Here is a 16,990-nt window from a genome sequence, read left to right on the forward strand (position 1 = left end):
AAATGATTAGTGTTCAAGTCGATGAAAAAGAAGTAAGAACCCTTTATTTAGCAAAAGTTGAAGAAAAAGTTAAAGAAATCGATGCAGAGTTAGTATTTTGGGATACGAATGAATTAAAAAGAAGAACTTGTATGAGCTGGAACACGATTCAAAAAGAATTCTTCTTTGATCCAAGGTTTCCTAAATTTAAAGTTGGCTCAAAATGGTACTTTCCATCCCAAAAAGCCAAAGAATTTCTATTGCAATGGCTATCTGAAAGATAAAGGAGGTGATTTAGTGGAAGATACAACATCGTTAGGAGTATTCGCGACGTTTATCGCATGCAGTGTATTGTTGCTTTACATTACCTACGAACCAATAAAACGGTGGGCTTGGAGTGACGTAGAACAAAGTAAAAAGACCCATGGCAGTGGGTCCTTTAAGAAAAACAATTTGTTATAAGTATATCACGGAAAGCAGGGAAATAGCACATTGGTTTTATGAAAAGGAGTGAAGGCTATGAACAACAAGGTATTACAAATAGGACAAATAAATTTTCGTGGCAATGTTATAGATCATGGGTGGTTTAAAACACTTACGTTAGATAATGGCAAACCTAATATTGTTGCAATTACTATCTTAGGGGAATTCGTTTATTGGTATAAACCTACTGAAGTAAGAAGTGAAGAGTCTAGTCAAGTTCAATATAAACAAAAGTTCAAGGCAGACATGCTTCAAAAGAGTTATCAACAATTAGCCGATTCATTTGGATTTACAAAAAGGCAAGTAAAAGACGCGTGTGACTTTTTAAAAGAACGTGGTCTTATAAAAATTGAATTTAGGACGATTGTTGTTAACGGGACAAGGTGCAATAACGTTATGTATGTTGAACCTATACCTAAAATGATTCAGAAAATATCCGTTATGTATTGGGGAAATGACACCCCTCCTACATTGAAACGTAACAGCCCTATTACAACAGAGAGTAAGAGGGTCTTACATTCTAAAGAAACACCCTCTTACGATAAAACGGAAGAGTCTCTTACATTAGAACGTAAGACAAATACAGAGAGTACTACAAATATTACTACAGAGATTACTACAAATATAAATGATGATGATAATGCTACTTCTTCTCAGAAATTAATTGATCAAGAATTTAAAATCAGTTACAACTTTTTACTTAAAAAAGGAATTCCATTAAGTGAGATTGCAATCCAAGAATTAGGTGAGTTTTGCGATAGATTTGGTAATGAATTAATTACTCACGCTGTTAATAAAGCAATTGATGAAAATGTACCAAAGTGGAGATATATCCGCAGTATTTTAAGTAGTTGGGAAAAGGCAAAAGTAAAAACATTAAATGATGTTGCTGCTTTAGATACTCGATTTGAAATGAGTAAGAAAAACAATAAACGTACTGGTAAAGGTTATGCTAATCGAACGGAATCTGTACCAGGTTGGTTACATCAACAGGAGGAACCTGAACCTATACAACAACCACAGCAATCTCAAAATAATGAATCCGCATATAATGAGACACGTTTTAATGAGATCTTAAGCAAATATAAAAATACTAAAGGGGAGTAAGGTATGAAAAACACAGGTGTTATAAGAAAAGTGGACGAGCTTGGACGTGTAGTAATTCCAGTAGAGTTACGCAGAACTTTAGGAATTGCTGAAGGAACAGCATTAGACTTTCATGTTGATGGGGAAAACATAATTTTAAGAAAACCAGAAAAGTCATGCTTTGTTACAGGTGAAGTTTCCGAATCAAACATGGAATTGTTTGGTGGTCGAATGTTTTTGAGCAAGGAAGGGGCAAGTGAATTACTGGACCTTATTGAAAAGAGCGTGAAGGTACATGCCTAAGCAATTAAATATTTTCGATGTAGAGCCAGCAATTTGTGAGTTCGATGTAATGAAAGCAAATGTAAAAAGGGGAACTGGACGCACTACATATGCTGATGTACGCGTTCAGGTTCCTAAGAAAGCGAAATGTACGGATGAGTTACCACGTAAAACGGAGCCAGATGACCGTTATGAATTATTTGAACAGTATGCAATAGCAATTTGGCGATATGAACGATCAATTGATAGCTCTTGTAATTGGGAAACAGTAGAGGAATTGTGTAAGGCGGCACGAGATAAAAAAGAAGCCATTCCAGTACGAATTTATTTAGGAAGTGGATTTAAACCTGATGTTGTCGAGTACATGCGGTAGTAAAAGGGAGATGGACATATGAAAAAAGAGATTGATGTTACAAATAATAAACTTCTTGTGGTAAAGGATGGTGAAGTCCTTACATTTAATCCACCAGCAAGTGGTTTTGGTGAACAAGTTGTAATTTGGGTTAACGGTAAGGTTGGTCATGTTAAAACTACTTCTAATGAAATGATAAAGTAATTAGCTTTTTAAAGGAGTGTTTGAAATGTCGGCTTTTAAAGTCCAGGTCGCTTTAGAAGAAGTGGATTTCTTATGGGATCAAAGAGAGGTGTTCCAATTCCGGGAGCTTTGGAATAGTAACTACACTCTTTTAGAGATTTCCAAAAGGTTTAAAAGAAAGCAAATAGAGGTAGCGGCACTTATTGTAGATCAAGTCGATAAGTTAAAAATCCATAATCGGAAAATGGGTTTAGGACAAATTGGCGACAAAGATATTCGGAATAAAAAGAAAAAGGAAATACCTCCTTATGTTTATATCGCCTTAGAAGAAGTGAATTTTATTTGGAATGAGGACGAAATAGAACGTTTTAAAGATTTATGGAAAAAACGATTTAACGTTGAAGATATAGCAAACAGGTTGGGAAGGCATCAAGTTGAAGTAGCAACATTAATATTGGATCAATTTGGTTTAGAATACATGCTTAATTGTTTAATAGATACGGAAAAAAGAGTTGCTTAATTCAATTATTGAGGGAGCGAATGAAAATGAACTTAACTAGAATAATGGGAATGCAAAAGGCATTAGATACAAGAATCGTCAAGGAACATGGATTGGAAGGGCAAAATTTATTTTACAATATGATCCTTGCTTTACAGGTTGAAATTGGAGAACTTGCAAATGAAACAAGATGCTTTAAGCATTGGAGTAATAAAGGTCCTAGTGAAAAAGAAGTCATTTTAATGGAATATGTAGACGGGTTGCACTTTATAGCATCATTAGGAAATGGCATTGGGTTTAATTCTAAAAAGTATAATTTGGAAATGTTAGAGCTTAAATCAAAAGTTTATGCAGCAAGTTCGTTAGTCAATCAATTTAACAATGTATATGAAGCTGTATCGGAATTTCGTGCAACTCAAGATATGGAGCTATATGAAGAGCTACTGTATTCCTTCCTAGGATTAGGTAAGAAATTAGGGTTCACATTTGAAGAAATTGAGCAAGGCTATTGCAAGAAGAACAAAGTAAACCATCAACGTCAGAATAACGGGTATTAAGCAATGAAAGGTATATGCATAGATGTAGACCATTCAGCTTTGTTGGGAATGAAGAATATTTTTTATTCCCAGCAAAGCCAAATCATTACTTTGTCAGCAAATTTAATCGTAAAGAATCACATTTTGGATGTTACCCAGCAGAGAGATTCCAAGTTGTCGAAAAAGAGGTTTGGACACCAGAGCCGCAAGTTAATAAGCCTAATTTAGATAAAGGTTTACTGTATAGAGCGCAATTGATTTGGCGAACAAAAGGTTATAAAAATAAATCGCTTAAGGATTACATTATAAAGCCTAAGGGTAATCATTGTTTCTTCTGGCATGATCGTGAACGTAAAAAATTATGCGGATGTTTTCCAATACATTGGTTTGCTAATTTTGAAGAATTAGCAGCAGAACAAGAAGAAATTAAAGAAACGCCAGAGCAGGAACGTGTTTCATTATTAGAAAGACCTGGGGGTCAACTAGCATTCTTTTAAAATTTGAATTTTGTATAAAAAACGGAGGGATTCAAGTGCTTAAAAAGGGTGATAAAGTTCAAGTAACTGAACACGATGATTTAAACGGTTCTATTTTGGAAGGTATTCAAGGTAAGACATATATTTGTTCTAGTGATGAATTTGAAGTAAAAGGAAGTCGTTGGATTTATGTACGTGGCAGAAGAAGTCCAATCTCAGTTGGTTTTTTGGTTAAGGAGGCTAATGAGTAATATGGCGTATGAAGTATTTTACACGGTCGGTGAAGTCGAGGATTCTATTGTTATTGAGGGTGAGTCTGTCGAAGAAATCCGAGAGTCTACACGTAAGGAATTAAGCGTAAGAAATGCAACTTACAGGTATTCTAATTGGTTAAATGCTTGATATTATTTTCGAACAAAAGCGTTATTTTAGAGAAAAAAGCAGGTAGGTAATCCTATCTGCTACAGACTTAATGTGATTTTAATTATGTGAATTAGATAAATATCTCATATAAAGAGTATGTAACAGCTATTAGAATTAGGATATTAAATACCACCATAGAGAGTTTTTTTTCAGGTTTTTGAAGTTCCTTTATTAGATCGTATATTAAACTAACTCCAAAAATAATATATACAAAGATGAATATGTTTTCTAACATTATTAACACTCCTAATAATTAGTTAATTATATTATACAGTTGTAAATGCGAACATTAAGAAGTGTTGATGAAAATTAAGGTAATTTTAAACAAAATAGTTATTTGGTATTAAAAACATATGTAATGACACAAATAGCGTGTCATCTTATTCAATAAAGATATGTTTAATCTCTTTATTGTCATCATAGATACCAGAAACATGAGCACCTATAAATGGATTGCCATGCACCTTATCTTTGGTAATTATAAAGTTAAATTTAGAATGGTTATCTATTGTACAAGTTATAAGATATTCATTATCAATGTCGCGAATATCAACAAGCGTAGCTGCAAAGAACATGTTGATCACACCTTTTCTTATTCTGAATATAGAAATATTTTATTCTTCACGTAAGGTAACGGCTTGTGCTAATAACGCAGTATTAAACAAAATTCTTATTTGATCAGTATTAAAAAAAGAGCACCTGACCAGGGTGCTCCGCCCGAAATTATGAACAACAATCCATAATAATATATGTGACTTTTGCCTAATGGTAATAATTTTATAAATTCATTAACAAAACCCTTATTTAACAACAAATAAAAAGAGTGCATTTTTATATGCACTCTTAGTAAATCGGGTGAATGTCTCATGAAATATAAAAAAATCAAAAAATCGTAATCAGATTTTTACGAGTAATTTTTTTATATTGTATGCCTTACTTGGAATTATGAAGCATGTCAGTAAAAAAAAAAGGCCAGTGAGAATTTTAACAAAATCGTTATTTAAATAAAAGAAACCCCGTTTGTCTGCGGGGTTCCTAAGGGTAATTGTCAAGTAATGACGTACTCGACTAAATAACAATATCATGATTTTTTTGGTAAAAATACTGGTAAATGTGTCCAAATGGATGAGGGCATTATTTTGAACCAAAACGCTATTTTATTAGAAAAGGGAGTTGTAAACATTGAGTAAAAATGTATTACGCTGTATTCATAGCATAAATGATTCAATGCACGAATTGAGAACGCATAGGGAGTTTTCAGAGCGTAGAATTAGTTTCTTGTTTGCTTTAAGCGAAGAGGAAATACAAGTAGTATATGAAAAAATCAAACCAGTTAATGACGATTTTATTATGGAACATCATCAAACGGAGGTAAGTATTCAATTTTCATTTAGATTTAAATAAAAACTTCATTTTGTAGAATAAGGGAAACTAAAAAAGAGCACTTACTTACGGTGCTGTTTAGGAGAAAAGTCAAATGTTGAAAAGTAGATTAGAGTTTCTTGGTTAGAAATAATATATGATCATTTAATCTTAATGTGACAATGAATCACTAATGCTAACTACTTGTTGAAAAAAAGAAACCCCTCTAGATTATTGACTGCCAGAGCTTCAAGCAATAATTAATCTAATTTTTCAATTACAATCGAAGCATTTATATTTGTTTGTGTTCCACCTGCTAAAGTCTGCAAAGTAACTGCAGCAGCGGACGTATGATTATTAAGGGTAAGAATATCACCTGCGGCTAAAGTAAGAACTGTTTGCCCATTGTTTTGTTGAGTTCCTGCACCTGATCCATAAACCGAGTTGGTAACGGGGGCACCGTTTAAAAATAGTGCAAATTGATTAGGCTCAACTCCTGATACAGAAAAGGAAATTTTATAATCTCCGGCATTTGTAACCATCATCTGAGAAGTTCCAGGGGTAAAAGTAAATCCAGACGTTATTACCCCATTTGAATTAAAAAGAATAGGTGCTTCTAAGGCAACTACTTGAGCTGCTGTATTGAAGATATAAGCATATTGAGATAATCCAGATGCAGTAAGTCCAGTAGCACCAGTAGGTCCAGTTATCCCGGTAGGTCCAGTTATCCCGGTAGGTCCAGTTATCCCGGTAGGTCCAGTAGCACCAGTAGGTCCAGTTATCCCGGTAGGTCCAGTAGCACCAGTAGGTCCAGTTATCCCGGTAGGTCCAGTTATCCCGGTAGGTCCAGTTATCCCGGTAGGTCCAGTAGCACCAGTAGGTCCAGTGGCACCAGTAGGCCCTATTTGAGGCAAAGGAAAGGCACATGGAAAGGGTATGTGACAATTCTTTTTAAATTTACTCATTTTTACACCGCCCTTATAAATTAACTAACCAATTGATACTATAACAACTTATGAGCAAACCGACACACAGGTATAAGTAAGAAACCCATGAAAATCACAAAAGGTCTTAAGAGTAAGCCTTCATCTTTTGTTCTATAATATGTAGACTTATATTTTTACTTCGAAATTTTTTGGGAATGTATGTGGTAACTTTTCAGACAGTGATTTGTAAAGCTGCATGAACGGATAGAAGGTCATACAAAGGGAAGTGTTACCATCCGAAAAACTAAACAAAAATTTCATTTTGTAGAAAAACACCAAAGTAAAACGAGCACTTGTTCCAGAGTGCTCGCATAAAAACATTCCATGTATTGGGGTTATGTTTGTAAGTCATGAACCAGTGAATGATTGAAAAGTAAGGTTCAAGATAGTTTATTCATTTTAAAGCAAATAGGAATTTGTACGGCAAAAAGAGCAGCTAGTAAAAGCTAACTGCTCCATTAACAAAAAAGGCTTCAGGCTGCAATCACTGTTAAGAAAGCAGCTTACAGATAGTATGTACAGAATTGTAATGATTATTCGGATGAATAAAAAAGAGCACCTTCGAAAAGTGCTCTCTCATAAAGGGTATGCGGAAATAAAATGACGAGATCACTTAATAGAAAGGATGGCACAAAATAATATATGAACGTTTATCTAATGGGTGACAGTGAAATGAAAAGAACAGCTAGCAAAAGCTAACTGCTCCAATCAGGGATGCATTTCTAGATGGTAAGTATAGTATGAGCGGGATATTGAATTTTATTCAGAAGGGAACTTAAAGATTTTCGTTTGAACTTATTCTATATCCCACAAACAAGATAAGTGCTAAAAACAAAGACAATGAAAAATGCTAGTAAGATTATCGCTTTCCAATTATTTATCTTAGAGAATCTTACCAAAATAACAAAAAAAGTTCCTATTGTTAAGGCTAGTAAAATAAATAAAAGAGGAAAAGATGCTGAATTTATAGGTATATTCATTTTGGGTGACCATACTTCAAGGTATAAAAAGAATAAACCGATACAAATGAGTGAAAAAATAAAATATTGTAGATTTATATTATGCTTCATAGGTTGCTCCTTTGTTATTGAAATATCTCTATTAAATTTTAATGGGAAATATAAGAAAAAGCTAGTGCTTATAAATTAGAATGGATTTTTCAACAAAATAATCCTTTTAGAAAGAGGTTGTTAATATGAATAAAGAAAAATTAAGTTTAATTGAAAAGAAGATTATTGATAATAAAAAAAGGGAGTTATATAGGGAAGTAACAGAGTTGGCATTAAGTATTAGAGATAAGCAGAACGAAATCATTTGTAATTTGGAATTAATGGACAATGAAAAAGCGTATGAGTTAATCAAAGTTATCTTAGTTGAATCAATACTCAATCATAAGTTAAAAAAACCAGGAGATATTTATTGGCATAAAGAAATTGAGGATACTTTTTTAAATAATGGTATCGAGGAGATATTAAATAAGCAATAAGATAAAACAGAACACAGTCCGGCTAGAAAACTAGAGGACACCAATTCATTAAAGCGGCAATTAAAGCTGTTTTAGGAATAGGTGTCCTTTTTATTTTGAAAAGGGAGATGGGGAAATGAAGGTGTTAAAGGATCAGCTACGTGAATGGAAAAAGCAATCGAATCAAGCAAAGAAGAAAAACAAGAAAAAAAGAAAAGAAAAATTAAGTACTCGTGACATTGAAGATTTAATGGGAATTCGTGGGCCACGCTATGAACGCAGACGTGGAGCAGTAAGAAAAAAATAAAAACAATGGAGGAATTTAATATGAATAAACAATTATCATTTAAAATGCCTGTTTTAGATGAAGAAGAGACAAAGAATGAAGTTGAAAAAGTATTTGAGGAGTATCGTATGTATTTATCTCAAATGCCAAGTGACATTTTACCTAAAGTAACCGCATCATATTCTATTGTTCCTCCATCTGTAACGAATGAATTCAACAGTTCTACAGAAAACATAGCGATTGAAAGGCTACAATATGAGATGGTCAGAGATAAATTTATGAATTGGGTTCATAGAGCTGTTAACAGGTTACCAAAAAGAGAAAGACAAATCATTCATATGTATTATATGGAGGAAGAGAAGGGTTACGATCCGGATATTATGGATGAAGTGAGATTAGGTAGAACTACCTATTACAAAGTAAAAGGAAAAGCTTTATTACGTTTAGCTTTCAGTTTGCGAAAAGAAGTGTTTAAACAAAAGGCGCAAGGTGAAGAGGTAGAAATGGTATGAACATTGTACAACCAATTCGAAATAAAGAAATCATCCAAGAAATAAAAGAGTTCTATAAGAAACAGAATGAGAGGAACTACATTCTGTTTCTTCTTGGTATTAATACAGGCTTTAGGATATCAGATATATTGCGCTTGCGTGTTCGTGATGTAGAAGGATGGAATATTGTTATACGTGAAAAGAAGACAAAGAAAATAAAGGATATCAAGATGCCATCCGAATTAAAGAAGGCAATTCGTGATTATACAAAAGGGAAGCCGAAACACGAGTATTTGATTAAAAGTAGGAACGGGAAAAATAAGCCAATTACAAGGGCAATGGCTTATGTAATATTGAATCAAGCGGCGCAAGAGTTTGGCTTAGATCGTATTGGAACACATTCTTTACGTAAAACGTACGGATATCATCATTATCAACAGTTTAGAGATGTAGCGGTTTTACAGCAAATGCTAAACCATACAGAGCAAAAAGAAACATTGAGATATATTGGAATTGAACAAGATACATTAAACGATTATCAAAGGAAATTTAAAATCTGATTTCTTTCTTTTTTTATCAATTTTTGAATTAGCTACAAACTGAACGTGTCAAATTCATTTCCGTAATAATACATCAATGCTTGATACACATGAGTTAAATACGTAGAGGTGAATTTAACACACTCTAGTTTATAGCTAATTCATTTTCAAGGATTAAAGAACATATTTAATCAAAACTATGCGAAAAGAGGCTGAAAAACGATGGGAAAAAGTACTGGAAGTATTGATGGGCTAAATTGCGGTTCGATAATTTATGATGAAGTGGAGCAGAATTTACGAGAGACATTAGGAATTGATGCGAAAGCAAGACGAGAATTTTATTCTCCAATTATTAATGGTGCAGGAGATGACATTCAATTAATAGGAGGTATTGATTGGAGTTCTGGTAAAGATTGGTCAGTCATAATAAGAAACCCAAGATTGTTAACTAAAGAGAAAAAGAGAAAGTGAAAAACGCGAACTATTCGTGAACTATTTGCGAACTATTTACGGACACGTTTTGGTTTTTAACATGTTATATTTATATTGTGAGAAGTGGCGGAAAACATTTTTCACATTCCTTTATAACTCAAATGGATCGTTAGGCTATGGGTGATGGTTGAGGATTGAATGAAATGTTGTTCTTGTTTTCAATTCCAATGTCAAAATCTGTTGTGTAAACGGAGAGGGGCTTTTGTTCTTCTTCCAGTTACTTAATAATGTTGGCGCAGATGAATGTAACAACATTAGGTGATTGGAAAAAGAATAAAACTTCACGTACCACAATTAAAGTACAAATGAATAATCGAAAGAAAAGCATCCATTCGGGTGCTTTTTATTTTTGAGGAGGATGAAGGATGGGATTAAATAAGCTTGAAAAAGCTATGATTGTTGGGATAATCCTTAAAGCTCTTCGCAGTAAGCAAAAAATCAAACAATATGTCGGATTAGAAAAGATACCAGATGTAATTAAAGTACTTGATGAATTACAAATGAATACAATTTTTGAAGATAGAGAAGAAGCTTTAACAAGTGTAATCAACAAGTTGTTGGATGATCTGTTAGAGAAAGAAAAGGAGTGAGAAAAAATGGGGAAAGTTTTATACCAGTGTTTGCTTTGTGAATACAAATTGAAATTAGAGTTAGGAAAAGGAAATTATGAGGAAGTGAAGGTTTGTCCGAAGTGTAATGGCGCTTTGGTAGATAGATACAAAATGAACAAGTATAAGCGTCATGGTGAACTTGCAACAAGTGAGGAAGAAATCTATATCAATAGTATGGAATCATGGATTAAAGAGCAAGAATCCAGAAGGGAACAGATTTTGTCTACAATAAAAACGAGTTCGGAAATTGTGGAACAGAATAAAATACAATTACGTTGGCTAGATAAAGCGCTTGAAGTTGCTAAGTTTGAATTTGAAGAGTGGAAGAAAAATAACAGTATTGCTATACCTAATGGATGAGGTGAATGTGGTGGAGAATGAACAACTTATCCAGCTTATAAAAGAAGATAAGCTTATGAAGTTCTATAAGTCTAAAGAGTGGAGAGCATTAAGATTAAAAGCAATTGATCGAGCTAAGAGTGAATGTGAGCATTGCAAACAGGAAGGAAAGGTAACAACACGAGATACACTTGATGAACGTGGACGCAAGACAAAGATGGATGTGAATCATATCAAACCAGTTAAGACTCATCCACATCTTGCATTGGAATTAGATAATCTTGAATACATTTGTGTACGTCACCATAATATTGCTGATGGTAAGGATAAGATGATTCGTAATAGTGAACCTAAGTTCGTCAATGAGGAGCGCTGGTAGCTATGATAATTGCGGATGGTAGTTGGACATTCGATACTGACTTAATGATTCAATACGCTGAGAAGAGCGAGAGGACGTCATATGAGCGCGACATGCTCAATCAGTTCCGGAAGTATTCTTATTGGCGTTACTGTCAGATAAGAGACTGTGCGAACCCAAGAAAGTGTAAGAGACTTAAGCTCGTTGATGTAAGAGAAAGATTACAAGAAGAAAAGAATTTAATATTTACAAAAGAAATTTTAAAGATTTCTAGTGAAGAGGTCTTTTTTATTTTGAATTTTATTGAAGAATATTTTGAATTAGTTTCTTAAACACCCCCCGGTCAAAAAAGTTTGGCTTTTCCTTGGAGGACCATTCAACGGGGGGAGGAGAGCGGTTAAAATATTTTTGCGAATTAAAAAGTAAGAGGGGGGTACTTGTGCGAAAACTATCAAAAAAAGCACAAATGAAACAAGATTTATTACAACAATTGGAAATTGGCGGTTTGCAGGGTATGCACTACGTTGACCTTGTTGATGACTACATGACAATGTTTGATGTGAAAAATAAGCTAGCAAGAGAAATGAAAAAGAACGGACCAATGATTGAATGGCAAAATAGCGATAGTCAAAAAGGAGTCAAAGCGAATCCAGCTACAAAAGAATTTCGTGAGACAAATAAGCGAATGACAGAATTATTAAAAGTGCTTGGTTTGAAAGAGCCAATATATGAAGGTAATGATGATGATGATGATGACATCTAGATATCCAACCACATATCAATATCATCCTTACATCGATGAGTATATGCGTATGGTTGACAATGAGGAAATACAAAGTTGTAAAGAACAAAAACAACTCATGGAGTTTCTTCGTTGGAAGTTAGATCAACCGGGTGTAGTAATTGATGCAGATGCTATTGAAAAATCAGTAGAAAAGCCAGCCCCTTATTTTTCTTTTTCACTATTTGCTTGGCAAAGGTTCTGTAATGCCATTTTTTATGGTGTACGTTATGATGACGGTCGTCTTATGTTTGACAGATATCTGTTACTACTTGGTCGCGGGGCAGGTAAAAACGGATATATCAGTTATGACTGTTTTTATATGCTAAGTGGTCATCACGGGATTAAGAATTATGATATAGATATTGTGGCAACTTCAGAAGATCAGGCGAAAACCTCATTCGAAGATGTTTTAAATATTTTAGAAACACCCAAATTTGCAAAGAAATTAAAAAAAGTTTTTTATAAATCAAAAAAACTAATTAAACATTATAAAACTAAATCTAAATTTGAATTTAACACGTCAAATGCTCGTACAAAAGATGGTAAGCGAAGTGGAACTGTTATATTTGATGAGTTACATGAATATGAGGATTATTCTAATATAAAAGTTTTCACATCTGGTTTGGGTAAAAAGAAGGACCCAAGGATTTTTTATATTACAACAGATGGAAATGTCCGTGGTGGAGTATTGGATGACATGAAAGACGAAGCTCAAATGGTGTTAAATAAAGAATTGCCACACTCCACACTGTTTCCTTTCATATGTAAGCTTGATGATGAAAAAGAAGTTCATGATGAGTCTATGTGGGAAAAGGCGAACCCTTCATATAGATACAATGAAAATTTACAACATGAAATGCGTAAAGAATATCATGATATGAAACGTAATAGTGCTTTGCGGATTGAGTTCATGACGAAAAGAATGAATTTACCTGTCGAGGATACAAGAAAAGAGGTTGCTACATACGAAGAACGATTAGCTACAGAGCAGCCATTCCCTGAAAATGTTCAAGGAATAGAATGCATAGGGGCTGTGGACTTTGCTCAAATTCGAGACTTTTGTTCAGTGGGGATATATTTCAAAAAAGATGGAAAACGTTATTGGATGCAACATACATTCATGCATCATACAGCGCCTAAATTACAAGATATTAACCCAGACATTATTCGAATCGCTATTGAAAAAGGATTGCTTACTGTAGTTTACGACAAATCAATTAATGCGGAACATGTGCTGAATTGGTTCATCATGATGAATAAGAAATACCGTATAAAAAAAGTCAGCATGGACTTATATCGTTCAGCAATTTTAAAAGAGGCGCTTGAAGCAGCGGGTTTTGAAATTGAAATTGTTCGTCGCGGTCCAGCAACTCATAGTAAACTTGCTCCACTTGTGGAAGAGATATTTATCAAACATACAATTGTTTTTGGTGATGATCCGCTTATGCGTTGGTATGTTGGGAATGTATATAAAGAAGAAAAAATGAATGGAAATATTGAATATAAGAAGATTGATAAAGAGAAGCGAAAAACAGATGGTTTTTTCGCTTTTTTACATGCGCTTAATTTTGATAGCGAACTAAAAGAAGCAAATGCTTTAACGAAAGAAAATGTTAGAAAGATATTCAAATCATTTAGTGTATAAAGGGTGGTGAGAATTTGGGGTTAAGAGAATGGATAAGCGGTTTTCTTGGAAGTAATAACACTTTTACTTTAAAGGAATGTCTTTATGAATTAAGTGTTGATTACTACTATAAAAAATTAGCTGTGGAAAGCTGTATTGATTTAATCGCTAATGCTCTAACTAGATGTGAATTTCAAACGTTTGAAAAAGGTAAAGAAAAACGTGGTGAAAATCATTATTTGCTCAATGTACAACCTAATCAAAATCAAAATGCATCAGAATTTATGCATAGCTTAGTTAATCATTTAATCATGGACAATGAGTGCGTAGTTATTATGCAAGATGAACAATTGTATATAGCGGATTCTTTTAATGTTACTAAATTTGCATTAAAAGAAAATATATATAATGACATAACGATTGATGATTTTACCTTTCAAAAATCATTTAATGAATCTGAAGTATTTCATTTTAAATTAAATGATCGCAACATCATGGAAGTCATCGATGGAATGTATAACAGTTTTGGGAAATTACTTGCATCCTCTATTGATTATTATAAAAGAAAAAATAATAAGCGCTTGTTAATTAAAGGTGATTTTTTAAGGCCGCAAGATGAAGAAACACAAGCAGCGATTGATGAGATGTTTGAAAGTCAATTAAAGAACTGGTTCAACGCTGATAAAGTAGGATCTGCTTTTCAATTGCAAGATGGCTATGTTTTCGAAGATATGAGCGATAGTAAAAATGGTGTCGCAAACAATAGCACAAGTCGTGATATTAGTGATTTAGTCAGTGATATATTTGGTTATGTAGCAACGGCTTTTCATGTTCCTATTGGAATTTTAAAAGGGGACGTGGCTGATATTGAAAAGCAAATGGATTCATTTTTAGCTTTCTGTATTAATCCGATTGCTGAATTGATACAAGATGAATTTAACCGAAAGATGTACAAGAAAGAAGAGTATTTGAAAAGAACATACTTAAAAATTGATACAACGAAAATAAAAATTGTTGATATCACGAAATTATCAACCGCAATGGATAAATTATTTGCGATTGGTGGTTTAACAATTAATGATGTCTTAATGATGCTTGGAAAAGAGCCGATTGATGAAGAATGGGCAAACAGAAGACATGTAACGAAAAACTATCAAGAAGCAGATTCACTGGAAGGGGGTGAAAAGGATGAGACGTTACAAGAATTACAAATATAACCATTTAGCTAATGTTCAACATACATTTAAGGCAGAAACAAAAACGGATTCGTTAGACATAACGATTTATGGTGATATTGGTGAATCGTGGTGGAGTGATTCAACATCAGCGGTTGATATTGAAAAGACATTAAAAGCTACTTCAGCGAATGTTATTAATATCAATTTAAATAGTCCTGGTGGGGATGTGTTTGATGGAATTGCAATTTACAACCAATTAAAAAATCATCCAGCAAAAATTATCATTAATGTAGATGGATTGGCCGCAAGTGCCGCATCAATTATTGCAATGGCAGCAGATGAATTAATTATGAATACAGGTTCTATGCTAATGATTCATGAGGCTTCTACATGGACTTGGGGAACAAAGTTAGACATTCGTAAAACACTGAATGCTCTTGAAGGAATAGACAAGTCAATTGCTGATATCTATATGACTCGTTACCAAGGGGAACGTTCAGAAATTGAGACGATGATTGCGAATGAAACATGGTTTACTGCAAACGAAGCAGTAGAATTCGGATTAGCTCACAAGGTAAATGAACATGTGGAAGAAATTGCAGTAGCAGATCCAGAGGAATTTAAAAATAATGTTCTACAAAAATTCCGAAATAAAAATAAACAGAATGAACCAGCAGTAGCAAATACAAATCAAAATATACTTAATAAATTTAAGCGCGCGTAAAGCAGTGCTTTTTTTATTGTCAAAAATCAAGGAGGTAATAAGATGACTATCAGAAATTTAGATCGTCCGGTAATCGAAAATAAAGATCAACAGATCGTTAATGTTCAAGAAGCGCTTGAAACAGGAGATGCACAGGTAGTAGCAGAGCGTATTGTCGCAAACATGGAAAATAACATGCAGCATTTCCAAAATATGATGAATGGTATTATTGATGAAGCGCAACAAGCAAAAAATGAAAACTGGGATGCTCAAGTTTTAGCTTCTCGTGGTGTACGCACTTTAACAAATGAAGAGAAAAAGTTTTACAATGCAGCAATAGATGTGAATTCATTTAATGAAACACATAAATTGATGCCACCAACTATTTTCGAACGTGTTTTTGAAGAATTAGAGAAAGAACATCCGCTATTATCACTCGTTAATTTCCAAACAGTTGGGGCAACTACTCAATGGATTGTTAGAAAAGAAGGAGCAGCTTCAGCTTATTGGGGTGATGTTTGTGATGCAATTAAAGAAATGATTGATGAAGGTTTCACGACAATCGATCAAGGCATGTTCAAACTTAGTGGATTCTTAGTTGTATGTAAAGCTATGTTCGAATTAGGTCCTGAGTGGCTAGATAAATATGTTCGTACATTTATGAAAGAAGTTGTAGCAGAAGAATTAGAAAGAGTCATCGTTATGGGGACGGGAAAAAAACAACCAATTGGTATGATTAAAGATTTAAAAGGCGCTGTAACGGATGGTATTTTCCCAGATAAAAAGAAAGTAGTCTTAGCTGATTTTACTCCAGCCACTATCGGTAAAAAAATCTTAGCTCCTACAACAAAAGACGGCACTAAACGATATACAGGTGTAACGTTAATTGTGAATCCTTTAGATTACGCAACAAAATTCTTCCCAATTGGAGCGAAACGTAAGGACGATGGCACTTGGACATATGATAATTTCGGTGTACCAGGCTTAACAATTGTACAATCGCCAGCCGTTCCGTTAAATACAATGATTGGTGGTAAGCCAAAAGATTACTTTATGGGTGTAGCATCTAAGCAAACTTTAGAATCAAATGACACAGTACGTCTTATTGAAGATCAACGTTTATATCTTATTCGTCAACTTGCGAATGGTCGTCCGCTGGACCATGATTCATTCACAGTATTTGATATTACAGCACTTGAGCCAAAAGAAGGAACACCAACGCCTTAAAAGGAGTGAATAGTATGTATCCAGTATTAAACGACTTTATTGAAACAGAGCATGATGGTATTACTTATAAAAAAGGTGAGCAATATCCAAAGGCTGATTTTAAATCGAATTCTAAACGGGTGAAATACTTGCAATCAACCGAAAATCCATATCAAATTGCTTTCTTGGGTCCTAAACTTGAAAAAGCAAAAACGACAAGTAAGTCTTCGGAAAAACAGTCAGATCAAGAAGATAAGTAGGTGATTC

27 protein-coding genes and 2 pseudogenes are annotated in these 16,990 nt (G+C 33.8%); 26 read left to right on the forward strand and 3 right to left on the reverse strand.

Annotated elements, in window-relative coordinates:
• Positions 1-2 precede the first annotated feature (2 nt).
• The 10 genes and pseudogenes from ACLBWW_RS25900 to ACLBWW_RS25945 all read left to right on the forward strand — a co-directional run bounded on the left by ACLBWW_RS25900 (position 3) and on the right by ACLBWW_RS25945 (position 4,278).
• Positions 3-263: a group-specific protein gene (locus tag ACLBWW_RS25900; RefSeq protein ID WP_098831918.1), complete on the forward strand. Its 261-nt coding sequence runs from the start codon at positions 3-5 to the stop codon at positions 261-263.
• A gap of 235 nt (positions 264-498) precedes the next feature.
• On the forward strand, positions 499-1,569 hold the full coding sequence (locus ACLBWW_RS25905) for a DnaD domain-containing protein (protein WP_447614303.1): 1,071 nt from the start codon (positions 499-501) through the stop codon (positions 1,567-1,569).
• 3 nt (positions 1,570-1,572) lie between these two features.
• Positions 1,573-1,851: an AbrB/MazE/SpoVT family DNA-binding domain-containing protein gene (locus ACLBWW_RS25910; RefSeq protein WP_107134803.1), complete on the forward strand. Its 279-nt coding sequence runs from the start codon at positions 1,573-1,575 to the stop codon at positions 1,849-1,851.
• A complete protein-coding gene (locus ACLBWW_RS25915) occupies positions 1,844-2,203 on the forward strand; it encodes a cell division protein SepF (RefSeq protein ID WP_107134804.1) in 360 nt (119 codons plus the stop codon). The genes ACLBWW_RS25910 and ACLBWW_RS25915 overlap by 8 nt, the downstream gene beginning before the upstream one ends.
• An 18-nt stretch (positions 2,204-2,221) precedes the next feature.
• Entirely contained in the window at positions 2,222-2,386 is a 165-nt protein-coding gene (locus ACLBWW_RS25920; protein ID WP_107134805.1) for a DUF3954 domain-containing protein, read from the forward strand.
• Between the two features lie 25 nt (positions 2,387-2,411).
• Complete coding sequence (locus ACLBWW_RS25925) at positions 2,412-2,885, forward strand: sugar ABC transporter substrate-binding protein (RefSeq protein WP_107134806.1); 474 nt, start codon at positions 2,412-2,414, stop codon at positions 2,883-2,885.
• 20 nt (positions 2,886-2,905) lie between these two features.
• Complete coding sequence (locus ACLBWW_RS25930) at positions 2,906-3,421, forward strand: dUTP diphosphatase (protein ID WP_098831924.1); 516 nt, start codon at positions 2,906-2,908, stop codon at positions 3,419-3,421.
• A 3-nt stretch (positions 3,422-3,424) separates the two neighbouring features.
• Positions 3,425-3,897: pseudogene (locus ACLBWW_RS25935) on the forward strand (hypothetical protein).
• Positions 3,898-3,932: 35 nt separating this feature from the next.
• Positions 3,933-4,127, forward strand: a complete 195-nt coding sequence (locus ACLBWW_RS25940) for a hypothetical protein (protein WP_447614304.1) — start codon at positions 3,933-3,935, stop codon at positions 4,125-4,127.
• On the forward strand, positions 4,120-4,278 hold the full coding sequence (locus tag ACLBWW_RS25945) for a hypothetical protein (RefSeq protein WP_447614305.1): 159 nt from the start codon (positions 4,120-4,122) through the stop codon (positions 4,276-4,278). Before ACLBWW_RS25940 ends, ACLBWW_RS25945 begins: the two co-directional genes overlap by 8 nt.
• 401 nt (positions 4,279-4,679) lie before the next feature.
• Here the strand turns inward: ACLBWW_RS25945 and ACLBWW_RS25950 are convergent, their stop codons facing one another.
• On the reverse strand, positions 4,680-4,874 hold the full coding sequence (locus tag ACLBWW_RS25950) for a hypothetical protein (RefSeq protein WP_107134808.1): 195 nt from the start codon (positions 4,872-4,874) through the stop codon (positions 4,680-4,682).
• 607 nt (positions 4,875-5,481) lie between these two features.
• Between ACLBWW_RS25950 and ACLBWW_RS25955 the strand changes: the two genes are divergently transcribed.
• On the forward strand, positions 5,482-5,703 hold the full coding sequence (locus ACLBWW_RS25955; protein WP_070189703.1) for a hypothetical protein: 222 nt from the start codon (positions 5,482-5,484) through the stop codon (positions 5,701-5,703).
• A gap of 218 nt (positions 5,704-5,921) precedes the next feature.
• Here the strand turns inward: ACLBWW_RS25955 and ACLBWW_RS25960 are convergent, their stop codons facing one another.
• Positions 5,922-6,626: a BclA C-terminal domain-containing protein gene (locus tag ACLBWW_RS25960; protein ID WP_447614306.1), complete on the reverse strand. Its 705-nt coding sequence runs from the start codon at positions 6,624-6,626 to the stop codon at positions 5,922-5,924.
• Between the two features lie 796 nt (positions 6,627-7,422).
• Positions 7,423-7,717: pseudogene (locus ACLBWW_RS25965) on the reverse strand (hypothetical protein).
• A gap of 125 nt (positions 7,718-7,842) precedes the next feature.
• Between ACLBWW_RS25965 and ACLBWW_RS25970 the strand changes: the two are divergent.
• The 15 genes from ACLBWW_RS25970 (at position 7,843) to ACLBWW_RS26040 (ending at position 16,983) form a co-directional block, all read left to right on the forward strand.
• The gene (locus ACLBWW_RS25970) at positions 7,843-8,133 is read left to right on the forward strand and encodes an MFS transporter (protein WP_447614307.1); all 291 of its coding nucleotides are present in this window, start codon (positions 7,843-7,845) and stop codon (positions 8,131-8,133) included.
• A 115-nt stretch (positions 8,134-8,248) separates the two neighbouring features.
• Entirely contained in the window at positions 8,249-8,419 is a 171-nt protein-coding gene (locus ACLBWW_RS25975) for a hypothetical protein (protein WP_107134811.1), read from the forward strand.
• Positions 8,420-8,439: 20 nt separating this feature from the next.
• Positions 8,440-8,910, forward strand: a complete 471-nt coding sequence (locus ACLBWW_RS25980) for an ArpU family phage packaging/lysis transcriptional regulator (RefSeq protein WP_107134812.1) — start codon at positions 8,440-8,442, stop codon at positions 8,908-8,910.
• Positions 8,907-9,449, forward strand: coding sequence for a tyrosine-type recombinase/integrase (locus tag ACLBWW_RS25985; RefSeq protein WP_107134813.1), 543 nt, complete (start codon positions 8,907-8,909; stop codon positions 9,447-9,449). The genes ACLBWW_RS25980 and ACLBWW_RS25985 overlap by 4 nt, the downstream gene beginning before the upstream one ends.
• Before the next feature lie 201 nt (positions 9,450-9,650).
• Positions 9,651-9,899, forward strand: a complete 249-nt coding sequence (locus ACLBWW_RS25990) for a hypothetical protein (RefSeq protein WP_447614308.1) — start codon at positions 9,651-9,653, stop codon at positions 9,897-9,899.
• 386 nt (positions 9,900-10,285) lie between these two features.
• Positions 10,286-10,510 carry a hypothetical protein gene (locus tag ACLBWW_RS25995; protein WP_000523951.1) on the forward strand — a complete coding sequence of 75 codons (225 nt, stop codon included), beginning with the start codon at positions 10,286-10,288 and terminating at the stop codon, positions 10,508-10,510.
• A gap of 132 nt (positions 10,511-10,642) precedes the next feature.
• Positions 10,643-10,891 carry a hypothetical protein gene (locus ACLBWW_RS26000; protein WP_050426807.1) on the forward strand — a complete coding sequence of 83 codons (249 nt, stop codon included), beginning with the start codon at positions 10,643-10,645 and terminating at the stop codon, positions 10,889-10,891.
• Between the two features lie 10 nt (positions 10,892-10,901).
• A complete protein-coding gene (locus ACLBWW_RS26005; protein ID WP_000426822.1) occupies positions 10,902-11,249 on the forward strand; it encodes an HNH endonuclease in 348 nt (115 codons plus the stop codon).
• A gap of 2 nt (positions 11,250-11,251) precedes the next feature.
• Positions 11,252-11,560, forward strand: a complete 309-nt coding sequence (locus ACLBWW_RS26010; RefSeq protein WP_000582271.1) for a hypothetical protein — start codon at positions 11,252-11,254, stop codon at positions 11,558-11,560.
• A 107-nt stretch (positions 11,561-11,667) separates the two neighbouring features.
• Positions 11,668-11,991 (forward strand): P27 family phage terminase small subunit, encoded by a 324-nt coding sequence (locus ACLBWW_RS26015; protein WP_447614309.1) that lies wholly within the window; start codon positions 11,668-11,670, stop codon positions 11,989-11,991.
• Entirely contained in the window at positions 11,975-13,657 is a 1,683-nt protein-coding gene (locus ACLBWW_RS26020) for a terminase TerL endonuclease subunit (RefSeq protein ID WP_447614323.1), read from the forward strand. Before ACLBWW_RS26015 ends, ACLBWW_RS26020 begins: the two co-directional genes overlap by 17 nt.
• A 14-nt stretch (positions 13,658-13,671) precedes the next feature.
• A complete protein-coding gene (locus ACLBWW_RS26025; protein WP_447614310.1) occupies positions 13,672-14,853 on the forward strand; it encodes a phage portal protein in 1,182 nt (393 codons plus the stop codon).
• Positions 14,825-15,538, forward strand: a complete 714-nt coding sequence (locus tag ACLBWW_RS26030; protein WP_447614311.1) for a head maturation protease, ClpP-related — start codon at positions 14,825-14,827, stop codon at positions 15,536-15,538. The genes ACLBWW_RS26025 and ACLBWW_RS26030 overlap by 29 nt, the downstream gene beginning before the upstream one ends.
• Positions 15,539-15,580: 42 nt before the next feature.
• Positions 15,581-16,744: a phage major capsid protein gene (locus ACLBWW_RS26035; protein ID WP_107134822.1), complete on the forward strand. Its 1,164-nt coding sequence runs from the start codon at positions 15,581-15,583 to the stop codon at positions 16,742-16,744.
• 14 nt (positions 16,745-16,758) lie between these two features.
• The gene (locus ACLBWW_RS26040) at positions 16,759-16,983 is read left to right on the forward strand and encodes a hypothetical protein (RefSeq protein WP_107134823.1); all 225 of its coding nucleotides are present in this window, start codon (positions 16,759-16,761) and stop codon (positions 16,981-16,983) included.
• Positions 16,984-16,990: the final 7 nt, after the last annotated feature.

Source organism: Bacillus sp. M5A3_1b (genome assembly GCF_053345335.1).

Excerpts from the sequence above, each read along its gene's own strand:
- ACLBWW_RS26040 (WP_107134823.1), top strand. The coding sequence starts at position 16,759 with ATGTATCCAGTATTAAACGACTTTATTGAAACAGAGCATGATGGTATT.
- ACLBWW_RS25905 (WP_447614303.1), top strand. The coding sequence starts at position 499 with ATGAACAACAAGGTATTACAAATAGGACAAATAAATTTTCGTGGCAAT.
- ACLBWW_RS26030 (WP_447614311.1), top strand. The coding sequence starts at position 14,825 with ATGAGACGTTACAAGAATTACAAATATAACCATTTAGCTAATGTTCAA.
- ACLBWW_RS25910 (WP_107134803.1), top strand. The coding sequence starts at position 1,573 with ATGAAAAACACAGGTGTTATAAGAAAAGTGGACGAGCTTGGACGTGTA.
- ACLBWW_RS25920 (WP_107134805.1), top strand. The coding sequence starts at position 2,222 with ATGAAAAAAGAGATTGATGTTACAAATAATAAACTTCTTGTGGTAAAG.
- ACLBWW_RS25990 (WP_447614308.1), top strand. The coding sequence starts at position 9,651 with ATGGGAAAAAGTACTGGAAGTATTGATGGGCTAAATTGCGGTTCGATA.
- ACLBWW_RS25930 (WP_098831924.1), top strand. The coding sequence starts at position 2,906 with ATGAAAATGAACTTAACTAGAATAATGGGAATGCAAAAGGCATTAGAT.
- ACLBWW_RS25970 (WP_447614307.1), top strand. The coding sequence starts at position 7,843 with ATGAATAAAGAAAAATTAAGTTTAATTGAAAAGAAGATTATTGATAAT.
- ACLBWW_RS25915 (WP_107134804.1), top strand. The coding sequence starts at position 1,844 with ATGCCTAAGCAATTAAATATTTTCGATGTAGAGCCAGCAATTTGTGAG.
- ACLBWW_RS25925 (WP_107134806.1), top strand. The coding sequence starts at position 2,412 with ATGTCGGCTTTTAAAGTCCAGGTCGCTTTAGAAGAAGTGGATTTCTTA.
- ACLBWW_RS26010 (WP_000582271.1), top strand. The coding sequence starts at position 11,252 with ATGATAATTGCGGATGGTAGTTGGACATTCGATACTGACTTAATGATT.
- ACLBWW_RS25995 (WP_000523951.1), top strand. The coding sequence starts at position 10,286 with ATGGGATTAAATAAGCTTGAAAAAGCTATGATTGTTGGGATAATCCTT.
- ACLBWW_RS25945 (WP_447614305.1), top strand. The coding sequence starts at position 4,120 with ATGAGTAATATGGCGTATGAAGTATTTTACACGGTCGGTGAAGTCGAG.
- ACLBWW_RS25985 (WP_107134813.1), top strand. The coding sequence starts at position 8,907 with ATGAACATTGTACAACCAATTCGAAATAAAGAAATCATCCAAGAAATA.
- ACLBWW_RS25950 (WP_107134808.1), bottom strand. The coding sequence starts at position 4,874 with ATGTTCTTTGCAGCTACGCTTGTTGATATTCGCGACATTGATAATGAA.
- ACLBWW_RS25975 (WP_107134811.1), top strand. The coding sequence starts at position 8,249 with ATGAAGGTGTTAAAGGATCAGCTACGTGAATGGAAAAAGCAATCGAAT.
- ACLBWW_RS25960 (WP_447614306.1), bottom strand. The coding sequence starts at position 6,626 with ATGAGTAAATTTAAAAAGAATTGTCACATACCCTTTCCATGTGCCTTT.
- ACLBWW_RS26000 (WP_050426807.1), top strand. The coding sequence starts at position 10,643 with ATGAACAAGTATAAGCGTCATGGTGAACTTGCAACAAGTGAGGAAGAA.
- ACLBWW_RS26035 (WP_107134822.1), top strand. The coding sequence starts at position 15,581 with ATGACTATCAGAAATTTAGATCGTCCGGTAATCGAAAATAAAGATCAA.
- ACLBWW_RS26020 (WP_447614323.1), top strand. The coding sequence starts at position 11,975 with ATGATGATGACATCTAGATATCCAACCACATATCAATATCATCCTTAC.
- ACLBWW_RS25980 (WP_107134812.1), top strand. The coding sequence starts at position 8,440 with ATGAATAAACAATTATCATTTAAAATGCCTGTTTTAGATGAAGAAGAG.
- ACLBWW_RS25900 (WP_098831918.1), top strand. The coding sequence starts at position 3 with ATGATTAGTGTTCAAGTCGATGAAAAAGAAGTAAGAACCCTTTATTTA.